10 protein-coding genes are annotated in these 11,164 nt (G+C 34.8%); 1 reads left to right on the forward strand and 9 read right to left on the reverse strand.

Annotated features, from left to right (window positions below):
• Positions 1-130 precede the first annotated feature (130 nt).
• The 3 genes from ACFYKX_RS09720 to ACFYKX_RS09730 are packed head-to-tail and all read right to left on the reverse strand — an operon-like array spanning position 131 to position 1,396.
• The gene (locus tag ACFYKX_RS09720) at positions 131-559 is read right to left on the reverse strand and encodes a hypothetical protein (protein WP_389360501.1); all 429 of its coding nucleotides are present in this window, start codon (positions 557-559) and stop codon (positions 131-133) included.
• A gap of 42 nt (positions 560-601) precedes the next feature.
• On the reverse strand, positions 602-844 hold the full coding sequence (locus ACFYKX_RS09725; protein WP_389360503.1) for a hypothetical protein: 243 nt from the start codon (positions 842-844) through the stop codon (positions 602-604).
• A gap of 12 nt (positions 845-856) precedes the next feature.
• Entirely contained in the window at positions 857-1,396 is a 540-nt protein-coding gene (locus ACFYKX_RS09730) for a hypothetical protein (protein WP_389360505.1), read from the reverse strand.
• Positions 1,397-2,196: 800 nt separating this feature from the next.
• On the opposite strand from ACFYKX_RS09730, the gene ACFYKX_RS09735 reads away from it, so the two are divergent.
• A complete protein-coding gene (locus ACFYKX_RS09735; RefSeq protein WP_389360507.1) occupies positions 2,197-2,553 on the forward strand; it encodes a hypothetical protein in 357 nt (118 codons plus the stop codon).
• A gap of 602 nt (positions 2,554-3,155) precedes the next feature.
• On the opposite strand, the gene ACFYKX_RS09740 is transcribed toward ACFYKX_RS09735, so the two are convergent.
• The 6 genes from ACFYKX_RS09740 to ACFYKX_RS09765 are packed head-to-tail and all read right to left on the reverse strand — an operon-like array spanning position 3,156 to position 10,684.
• Complete coding sequence (locus ACFYKX_RS09740; RefSeq protein ID WP_389360509.1) at positions 3,156-3,503, reverse strand: TerY-C metal binding domain-containing protein; 348 nt, start codon at positions 3,501-3,503, stop codon at positions 3,156-3,158.
• Between the two features lie 9 nt (positions 3,504-3,512).
• Positions 3,513-4,190: a hypothetical protein gene (locus ACFYKX_RS09745; protein ID WP_389360511.1), complete on the reverse strand. Its 678-nt coding sequence runs from the start codon at positions 4,188-4,190 to the stop codon at positions 3,513-3,515.
• Between the two features lie 2 nt (positions 4,191-4,192).
• A complete protein-coding gene (locus ACFYKX_RS09750; RefSeq protein WP_389360513.1) occupies positions 4,193-7,315 on the reverse strand; it encodes a DEAD/DEAH box helicase in 3,123 nt (1,040 codons plus the stop codon).
• Between the two features lie 18 nt (positions 7,316-7,333).
• Positions 7,334-8,560 (reverse strand): PP2C family serine/threonine-protein phosphatase, encoded by a 1,227-nt coding sequence (locus ACFYKX_RS09755; protein ID WP_389360515.1) that lies wholly within the window; start codon positions 8,558-8,560, stop codon positions 7,334-7,336.
• 32 nt (positions 8,561-8,592) lie between these two features.
• Entirely contained in the window at positions 8,593-9,348 is a 756-nt protein-coding gene (locus ACFYKX_RS09760) for a vWA domain-containing protein (protein ID WP_389360517.1), read from the reverse strand.
• A gap of 19 nt (positions 9,349-9,367) precedes the next feature.
• The gene (locus tag ACFYKX_RS09765; RefSeq protein ID WP_389360519.1) at positions 9,368-10,684 is read right to left on the reverse strand and encodes a protein kinase domain-containing protein; all 1,317 of its coding nucleotides are present in this window, start codon (positions 10,682-10,684) and stop codon (positions 9,368-9,370) included.
• Positions 10,685-11,164: the final 480 nt, after the last annotated feature.

The raw sequence follows: 11,164 nt of genomic DNA on the forward strand, positions 1-11,164 counted from the left end.
TTTACTAGAGATGAACATTCTCGTCAGTAGGAAATATGTATAAGGCAATGGTCAGAGCCCATTGTTTTTTTGGTAATAGGCTATATTTGTTTAGGGTAAATCTTGCTCCAATAAAAAAATAGCCGTGATTCTAATCATCATGGCTATCTCCATCTCTTTTAAACACTTTATATACATTTATGGGTGGTAATATTACAGGACTAATTCCCGACTGAGCTGTAAAGCTTGTTATAACTGACCTAAGATAGGGTAAGAGTATAGCCATACCATTAAATTGGAAGTCTTCTATGTTAAAATCTTGACTACAGTTAAAATAACCCCTCATACTTAACTCTAAGAAGAATGGTACATTATGTTCATCAAAGTTTTCTTCGAAAATCTTACAATTTAATACTATTATAGATTCGTCCATTTCTGAAGAAATAGATGCCTCTGCGCTTAAACCAAATTCTAATCCTATTTCCTTATCAGTTGGTGTATATGTATGGTTCTTTTGAAAAACCATTCTATCAATTGCAAAGTCATTAAACCTTAATTCACTTACTACGTTTTTACTCATTTAAACTACTCCTAATACTAGATTAATAGAGCTAAGTTATAACTAACAAGCAACAGGGAATGAATTGACCCCTGTTGAGTCATGTGTGTTCCTTTGTTCTTGTGTATTAAAAGTACCCGTTACTTTAGCATAAATTTTAGATGTTTTAGTATGTTCATCAGAATAAATGACTCTACCAGTACCATTCTCATTTACCTCGAAACCAGATTCAGTTAATAGTTCAATTAACTCATCCCTTGATAAAGAATCAAACAGCTCTTGAACTTCCTTTTTGACATCATCCATTACCTTCACCCCTTAAATAAGGTCTTCTTTAGCATATATACTATCCTTAGTTTGAACATATGACGGTTGTTTTAAACATAACTCAATTCCATTTGGAACTCTTGAATCTAGTCCCGTACTTCTATCCTGATCGGTATAAGTATACGTAAAGGCTCTTACTAATTTATAACCCTTTGTTTTACATATAAAATTATAAGTTTTACCATCAAAATCCTTCTTGTTTTTTACAGTAATATCAAGATTTTTTTTTGACAATTCAACTTCAACAAGTTTTCTCCTTAATTCATGAAAAAATCGATTGTCTTTACTACCTGGAATTGAAACGTCAAAAACCTCTTCTGCTGGTATTTTTATTTCGCTACGGATTACGTCCTTTGGAGCCGATTTGCATTTATATAAAGCCCATTCTACTGCCATTTCTGAATTCTCTTCATAAAAATAAATACCTGTCCCAAGCCAACCTATTTTTTTATAATCTATAGTAAAACTTGTTTTTAGTATGTTGATGGCGTTCTGCTTGGAAGTTCCGTGATATCCGATAAAAAGTTGCATGGCATACCCTCTTACATATAAAACTAGATATACCACATATTACCTTATGTTTAATAGATTTTCAAATAGTTTCATAGTTCCTATTTCCCTTAGTGCATAAACTAAAACATAAAAAAGACACTAGACTGATAGATTGACAGAGGCGCAGTTCCACTCTCCAAACAACTTACTAGGACACCTTTCCTCCCCCCTTGACCTAGAGGCATGTTTTTAAGATGTCCGAACAGGAGAAATAAGCTGCATATAAGAAAAATTCCCAACAGGCTCAATCAAGATCGGACTCATTGAACCACTAAAACTTAATCTCACCTCTTCTTCTTTTTACTGCTTTTAAAGCATTAAGAATCCTCCATCGAGTGTGATACTTAAGTGCTCACCCTCAACCCTTTTTATTGTTTGTATCTCTTCTAATCTTCCTATATCTGAAGAGGTAGAAGAAATCTTTAACTTATACCATCCTTTATTTCTAAATGCACATTATTATTCTTCTATTCACTTACAAAAAGACAGGCTCGATCGATCACCTTTAATAGCAGCTTTGTCTCAAGAATCATTTTTAGAATCCTTTGGTAATATCCTCGCAACGATATATGAACCAAGAATCTCTGAATTTATTGAAAGTTTTCTTGAATTAAGGTTCCTGTCACTTGTAGTTATTCGACAAGTGACAACCACCACCCTAAGGATCTATTATTCTTAAGGATTAACTTAATCTGTATAAGAAGCATACACTAAATGTCACCAGCCTAGGGAATTTCACATATAGTATGATGAAATTATGTAGAAAAGGGGTATGAACCTTGAATTACTATAACGATTATTTTAATTATGATACCGTTGAGTATCTTGACTACTTTAATAGACAACAACCAGGAGAATTTATTGCACCACCATCTGCAGGAGGACAGTCAGGTCCTACTCCAATGGGACCGCCACCTGGTTTTTCTCCACCTATCCCTGCTTGGCAACAGGGACCTGGTGGGCTAAATGGTTGTTTGTTCCGTAACACTTATATATGGTTAAGAAACGGAAACAGCTTTTGGTTCTTTCCAACCTTTGTTGGTAGAAATACAATCATAGGATTCCAATGGAGAGGAATTGGCTGGATTTATAATGTAATAAATCCTAACAGTGTGGTTTCTTTTCAGTGTTTCTAATGAGTCAGAGGGTGAGATTTCATAAGGAAATCTCACTCTTTTTTTAGCCCTGCTCCTACAAGCTTATGGTTAAATTTTAATGAGTTAGATTGGACAAAAGGGTGAACGGGAAGATTGTTATAAATTAATCTCTGTAGAAGACGGATTAGGAGCACAAGTAAATTTTGTAGTATCATCAACTACAAAAAAATGCCTGTCACTTGTCTAATTCGACAAGTGACAGGCACTAAAATTTAGGTTTCTGCCAAACTAATGACACATCCTTTTGTAGGAATATATTCAGTATCGTCTTTCATAGTGATAATTAATTGGTCATCAGCTTGGTCACCTGTTTCACCTTTATGTTATTTGATTTGAACAAATAAATAATACTCCCCGTTTTCAAACGGTGAATAGGGAATCGTGTAATTTCTTTAACACTAAATCTGCATCACCATTTTTACCATTGTAATAATTTTTTCTTACTGTTTCATAATTATTTTAAGTTAATAAGTCTTCACAAACTTTTTCAAAAGATGAGTCACTTCTACTTGGACTTAATTGTTGAAGCTGATTTAGTAATGAGTCTATTAGTAAAAAGCTAAAAACCAAAAGAAAAAATATTAAAGATTATTAATTACATCAATTTTATTAATACCATTACTTAATTCTCCTGTTTCACCGCACCAACTACATGTCACCCTTTGCTTTTTGCTATTCCAGCAATTAAGCTGTCCACAGCTGCAGAGGAAAAATCCTATTGCATTGCAGAAAGGACAACCAGGATATTCATCTCCCTCAATAAGTGTACCCTTTATTGTTGTTTTATCGAATCCTTCTTGTTTTGCAGCAGATTCTTTTATCGGAAATGCCCATGTGTATTCCCATGAGTTAGAATCTATCTGTTCAAAGCGAATGCCATAAAGTGATTTTGAAGAGTTGCATTTGCTTAGAGCAATTACTACACGCATCTATTTCACCTACTTTATAAAAAATGAAACTATTATCAATAGAATAGTTACACCAAGTCCCGAAAACAGAAATGTAAATCTCTTGTTCATCGAATCTTTCGTTTCTTGAGCAAGTTTATATATCTGATCTATGTTAGTAGATTCTAACTTTCTTAAAAAAGCTGAGTGTTTTGTTTCTAATTCTGTTTTATAGGCAGATATGGTTTCTTCAACCTTTCCAAGCTCAGAGAAGTACCGGTCTTGCTCGGCTTTAAACTTAGCTAACTCTTCTCCCATAACGATACTATTGGCCGATTTCACCTGATCCGGAAGGCTGTTAATTAAGTTTTCAAGTTCCCGAACAGAAGAAGTAACATGCTCTCTCAATACTTCATTCTTCTGTTCAGTGGTAGCAGGAACCTCTTTTAATTGCTCTATGACATTACTACTCTGAACAGATAAATCAGATGTTTGTGAATGAATTGTACGAATTAACTCATCAAGGGCTCGTTTATTATGTTCCTGAATCGTAATCGTAGATGTACTGATTTTTTCTAACAAGTCCGTCGAAGAATGAGAGAATTCTTCTTTTTGCTTCTTAATTTGCTCTAATAATGATGAGATAAGCTGATTAAATTCATTAGAAGCTAAAACATTCTGATGGAAGGTTTCTATTTCTTTCTCAAGCTGGTCAATGGATTCTAGCATACTTATGTCCTCCTAAAACTGTTGAAACGTTTATTAGCATATTTAGCCATTACACCGTAATAAATCGTATCTTTCTCTCTAGCTTCGTAAACTTTGTTAAAGAATTCAAAGAACTTTATGCCCAATGAATTGTCTTTAGAATCTAAATACTTAAGAATTGAAAGTCTTCCTTCTAACTTACATTTGGAGAAAATACTAAATAGAGAATCTTTTAGTTCATGTAACTCATCACCAGATAAATGATTCAGAATTCGTTCAAGTCGATTACTGTCAAATCTAGAATTCAGTTGGAGACCGCCTAAGAACAAAAAGAAGTCCAGTCTATACGAATAGCGGTTACTGTTTATTCGTTCAATATTGGCAATGGTATGTTTTCCAATACCTTTATGGATCTTCAAAGTAAGCTCTTTTAGTGATAAATTAGAGTAAAGTTCTTCATCACTTATAATCTCAATAAATGGTAGAGTGAAATACTCCTTAATCTCACTTGTAATTTTTTCGTTATCCCCTTCTTGGTTTCCCTCTATGAAAGCCAAGAAATCTAAAAACTGCTCTTTGTGAAGATACAAATATTTAGCATAATACCAATCAACATAAACTTTGATTATTTCTTCAATAGTTGAGGCTCTTGCAATCTTTACAATACTTTCCCGATTACTACCCATAAAATCAAAATAATCAGAAGCCTTTTCCTTCATGCGATTAATAATATTTTCAGCTTTAGAATATAAGTGGTGATTCGTTGAGCTAATATCCACAAAGATACTAACCGTACTAGCTTCATCGTTTGCTGAATAAGAATACCAATCATGTACATACCCAACAACATAAAGCATATATAAATTTTTACGATAGGTTTCAATGGTTTCGATAGCATGGGGTGTAACGTAATGAGCTCTTCCTTCATCCCTAAATCTCTCATACAACGCAATCAACTGATTATATAAAGATTCCTTTGAATCCGCATTGTCGTTAAGTTTACGGAAGGCATCTGAATAATCGTTATTAAACTTGTTGCTCAAATCAGAAATATGTTCTATCCCTGTATTTCTTTTCAAAAGAGAAGGGTTCACATTCTTTGATGTACTATTTAAATAAATAATATAAGAAGTAACTTGCTCATTTGCTCGACCAGCTCGACCAATCTCCTGTACATATTCATTCTTAGATACAGGTAATCCAAAATGTATAATATTCTTCACATTTGGGAAGTTAATCCCAACTCCGAGATCTTCAGATGCAACTAAGACTTTGCATTTCCCATCAGCAAAATGATGATAGGCGGTTGGGTTACTTCTTAGAAAAACATCAGCTTCGTACCCTACAGCGTCTGCAACTTTAAGAGCAATCTCTTCTTTCTTTGTAAAAATGATAGTTCTCTCGTTTTTACGTAATAACTCCTGTATGATTTCAGAAGTTGTTTCGTACATTTCATCGGTATTGACAACACACCGGAAATCATAAGAAATATTATATTTATCAAAAGTAATTGGTGAGAAAAAATTCCTCTGAGGTATTGCTAACTGTTTTTGAATATCTTCAACAACTGTATAGTTTGCAGTTGCAGTAAAGCCAAGGAAAGTGGTTCTGTCCAAGAATTTGTTTAGAAATTTAGACAACATTAAATATTCAGGTCTGAAATCATGTCCCCAATTAGATAGGCAATGGATTTCATCCAAAACAATAAAAGCAACTTGGAGATCTTTATTAATATGCCTAAATCTACTAAGCAAATTGCGATTTTGAAATGTTGTCGGGGTAAGAAATAAAAGGCTGTTATACATTTCATAATTTCGAAAATTATTATCTGTCGTCAGTTTCAAATGGGAAACATTATCGAAATGGTGGAACTTTTGTAAATTACGGATTTGATCACGAATCAAAATGTCTGTAGGTGTCACTACGAACACTGGCAATGGCTGCAAGAGTGAAGCCATATAATAGATAAGAGATTTCCCGCTTCCAGTAGGCATAATACAAACTGCGTGTTCTTTTGAAGAAATCATATTTTTTAAGGCCTCAAATTGTCCTTCTTTAAAGCTGTCAAAAGGTGATATCTCAGAAAGTATATACTCTAAATCACGAAGATTACCGTTTGTTAAACGATAATTAATGCGCTGGCCAATCCAAAGTTCTCGAGCATTTGAAACTAAATCTTGATTTTCTTCAATATAAATTCCTTTATTATATGCTAGTCCCACAGTGCTTGCATTGCTGTTAAATGCTATTTTTATGCTATGTGGTTCGATCCCAATAAGTCTGCAGAAGAGGGCAGAATAATGATTTATCATCTTAACTGCCAACTTTATTTCATCTTTGACTCCAACAAAATTTATCTCAATCGTATCATTCTTTAGACGGTTATTTTTCACCATCTGTAAAAGGATGATGGAATAGCGGAAAACATTCTTATAATCAAGGTCAAACAGGGTTGCCTCTTGCTTAAGTATATGAGGTTTATCCTCGTCTTTGATTTTAGAATTGCGAACCATATAGTTGTATACAAGTGCATACACATTTGCATATGGATGGTTACATTTATAAACTTTGTTTATACCGCATATAAAAAAACCATAATCTGAGTTACCCACTCCACAAGGAACGTAGATTCTATCTTGGGATTTAATTATTTTAGCATTGACATAGTAGGTATCATACTCATCCCTAATATCAATCGGATCTTCAATAATGTCCATGTATCCATCTTCTTCTGAAGATAGCCCATGATGATTTGATTCTCCAAGAAGTTTAGTAGTCGCTTCCTTTTCCAGTTCTTCTGCTTTACGAGTAGCGTCCAAAGCCTGAGCTACCTCTACCTCTGCTAGTTCACGTAAAACTTGAACATCTACTGCTGAAAGCCAAGTATCAATTGCCCAGATAGCTGCTTCTTCCACAACAGAATACTGTTTTATAAGTTTTGTGATCAGAGTATTTCGATCAAATTCGTTTATCGGAGAAGAAGATTTGAGTGTCTCAAGGACACCACTATCATATGCCAACATAAGCAAATTAACTTTTTTAAAATCGTTTGTATAGAAATCGCTAAAGAAGCCCTTTATTCTAACACGGGACATGAGTATACTAGGTTTTTGCTGAAATACGGATTTTATCTCCATCTTGCCCATTTTCCTAACCTTCTTTAATTATTGTAAATTAGCATCTGGACCTTGAACATTTTCCATAGAATGTTCAGTTACAGATGTTTTACACTCTCTTAGAATATCATGTGGTTCCTTCTCTACTTCATTAGACACATCATTTTTCATATTTTGAAATGCGGTAAGTTTTTGTTCTGCTAATCTAAATGCAGCTTCTGCCTCATCATAATCACGCTGAGACTTAGCATAATCTTCCTTAGCCTTTTCAAGTTTCGTTATTGTATCAACACTGTTTGCTTTCGTTTCTGAAATTGCAATAGCATTTGCTTTTTCCATTCTTTCTTTTGTTGAAAGTAAAGAGTTGGCTGCTTTAGATTTTAATAATAATGCTGCATTGTATTCATTCTGTGCTTTTAACAAGTCAACTGATGCTGCAATCTTTTCTATATTTAAGATTCCAGCAATTGATACATCATCACCACTTCCACGTTGTGAGAGCGTGGGAAGATATTTTTCAACCTCATCACAGCCAACTTCAAAGCCATGTTCACCGAAGATCGTTAAAACTGATCGATAGAAAGAATCAAGTTCATCATTTCCGGAATAAGAATCATCAATGCCGTCCGTACCAATAAAAACTGCTAGTGGAATTTCCTTGCTTACAAAATAACGAAATTCATCTGATGCATCAGAATCACATATAGATGTAGTGATATTGGAGTGACAATTATCGTCCCAAGGTATAGGTTGTGAGAAGTTCCCTTCCTTATCAACGGAAACACATTTCCCATCTCCTATATGCAGACCAAACCAATACTCTATCGTTGCTCCGATTATGATTAAAGTAGTACCATAAGCTTTTGCTGCATTCTCTCCACTTTGATAATATTTTTTATATTTATCTGCTACAACAGCCAATTCACTCTCAGAGAAAGGATTCTCTGTGCAGTCATCCTCAACAAGGGTATGCCAAGCAGAAAGGATACTTTTAGATAATTGAGCAAATATGGTAGAGTGATTTATCTCGTTGTTCAATTCATCAGGAGCAATCCTCTCCATAAATTCTTTCACACAATTCATAGCTGCTTGAACTGCAAACCTTGATCCTATCTCTGTACGAGGGTAGTTATCACTACCATGACCATCAGCAACTACGGCTATCGTCATGGTATCTGATGTATAGCTTCCAGATGCATCTTCACACACTTTGTTTACTCTAATATGGTTATGTCCAATAGAAGTTCTATTAAATGCCTTCATAGATATAGACATTGGATAAAAGCCCCCTTATGAGCAAGTCTCACTTACCAATTGCTCCAATCAGCTGCATTTACAGGATCTGAAGTGTTCTCATTGTCTACATCTTCTATTACACCCTTAACAATATTTCCAGAATCTTCTTCTGGTGAACTTAAATGATCGCTAGACTGCTTGCTGTGGCTTTGGAATTCGGACGCACGAATACTTACCTTGTGAATCATTTTTTTTAGCATATTTTTATCTTTAACTGTAATAACCGACTCACTATTACCTGTGAATTTTGCAAGTACATCCTTGTCTGCTTCGCCATCAATATCAATAGCAATAGCAATTTTAATAGAATTCTTAAACCAGTTATTGTTTTTAACTTGAGCAAGACCTTTCTCCCAATTATCAGTTGGACCACCATCACTGAACAACAAAATAACCGGGGCAAACGCACCTGTCTGGGACTGTAAGAATTCATTGCGTGATAATTTTTTATCAAGTTCAATAAGGGCTGCACCAAGGTCGGTTAAACCACCTGCATTTAAATCATTCCAAATAATATCTTCAATACCTACTGGTCCAGATTGAGGTGTAATCCAAGAACAACCATCTGAGAATTGCATAATAGCTACTCTAATTTCAGCATCATCATTTTGCTTTGAGATTTCAGTTAGGTCCGGAATACATTCTTCCATCGCAGCATTCACTTTCCCTATTTTCTCGCCGTACATACTACCAGAAGTGTCAACAAGATAGAAGAGGGTCATAATTTTTCGAGGAGCTGGTGCAATTTTATCAAGTAGTGACATCATTCATACTTCCTTTCATTAATTAGATAATTTTCCCACTATTTTTAGACATATTTCCAAATTCAATAACAAATCCACTTTGTACAGGAACGGTTTCATTTGGCGCTAATGCACGTTGCGATCCATCAGGAAGATTCACTTTCCAGTTCAAAGTAGAAAGGTTTCGAATCCCATATATAGAGGGGTTCTTCTTGTTGGCAATGACTTCACCTAATACAGAGTTGATATCATCTTCCGAGGAATCGACATGCCATAAATAAATCTTACTACCAACAAATAGCGGTACATGATAAGAACGTGTTTCAAGTGTATTCCATCTCGATAAAGTTTTCCCGCATTCAAAGCATTTGCTTGAGGGCCCATCAGACGCAAACATTTCCTCATTACAATTAGGACATTTAATAATGTCGGCTTTGAGTCTAAAGAAAATGTCTAGCCATTCCTTTTCTATAATTCTCGGTGCTTTTTTTAACATCACATCTTTGCTGAAGGCTTTTGCGAACGCTTCCTTCACATATAACGGATATACGTTCCAAAACAATTTAAGATTATGATCCGTACCTGGAATCGGGCGGTTTCGACTATCAGTAGGATCAAAGATAAATACTGGGTCAGTTCCATAATATTTTCTTTCCAACTCCTTCGTCATACAAGGAGGTGTTGAATAACGCCCCTCTAATGGATGGTTAATAAACAATAACCGGAATAAAATAACTGCAAGTGAGAACCTATCTGAAGACTTATCTGGGTCATTCAACATTTGCACAATTTCCGGTGCCATGTAGCGCTGTTTACCCATAATTCCAAGATTGGTTCCATATGGTGAAACATTGTCATTGTCACAGATGAGTACTTCTCCGTTTGATGGATCAATAAAGAAATTACCATTGTTAATATCCTGATAACTGTAACCTCTATTATGTAACTCTCTATAAGCCTGAATGATATTAATAGCCGCAGTAGCAATCGCTTCAAAAGATTTAAAACGTACCTGTTTTCTCTTTGCAGAACCTACAAAAAATGCCGTTAATTCCTCATAGCCTTGTGGACGAATATCCATAATATAACCAAACTGGTCATCTAAGACAGAAGTTATACCAATCGGCCATAGAAATGAATTTGTTGGTGCTCCCTTGACGATATTGTTTTCAAGATTAGCGTAAAACTCCTTCTCTTTTCCTTTAAAAACCCCTTTATGATACCACTTTAAAGCATATTCTCTCCCATTATAGGAGACCTTGTATACCGTACCTTGTCCACCTGAGCCAAACTCTGAAATAACAGTTGCTTCTCCACCGAGCTTCATTGAAACCTTATCTCCAGCTTTTAAAACAGCCATGTACTCTTAACCTCCACGCCTATTGTGCCTTTTGGCAGTATATTATTATGAATCTTTACTATTTAATTTATATTAGCTAATCAATCTTTTGATATACTTCATGTGAAAATTTTCCTATAACATAATAATAAACTATCATCAATTTTTTTGGAATGGTCTATGAAATCCAATTCTTGTAAAAAATGAACTTCTATCCCGAGAATAATAATACAAATTTCACACATTTGTTTGTGGGCATACATCGTTTGGGTTCTTTCGACTACGTATTTACCACTAATTCCTACTAAATTAATTCAACATAAAACTAGGAAGTTGCGACCCTTATAAATCAAACCTTCTAAAAAAAATCCTGTATCGAGTAGGAGGAGGTGACGAACCTCCGACCTCTCACACCACCGTACGTACGGACCCGTATACGGCGGTTCAATCTTATACTAAGCATGTACTTTATTGTAATGTTGAACACAAGAGATTAGTCCG

The organism is Cytobacillus spartinae, assembly GCF_042865285.1.
In the GTDB taxonomy this organism is placed as follows: Bacteria; Bacillota; Bacilli; order Bacillales; family Cytobacillaceae; genus Robertmurraya_A; species Robertmurraya_A spartinae.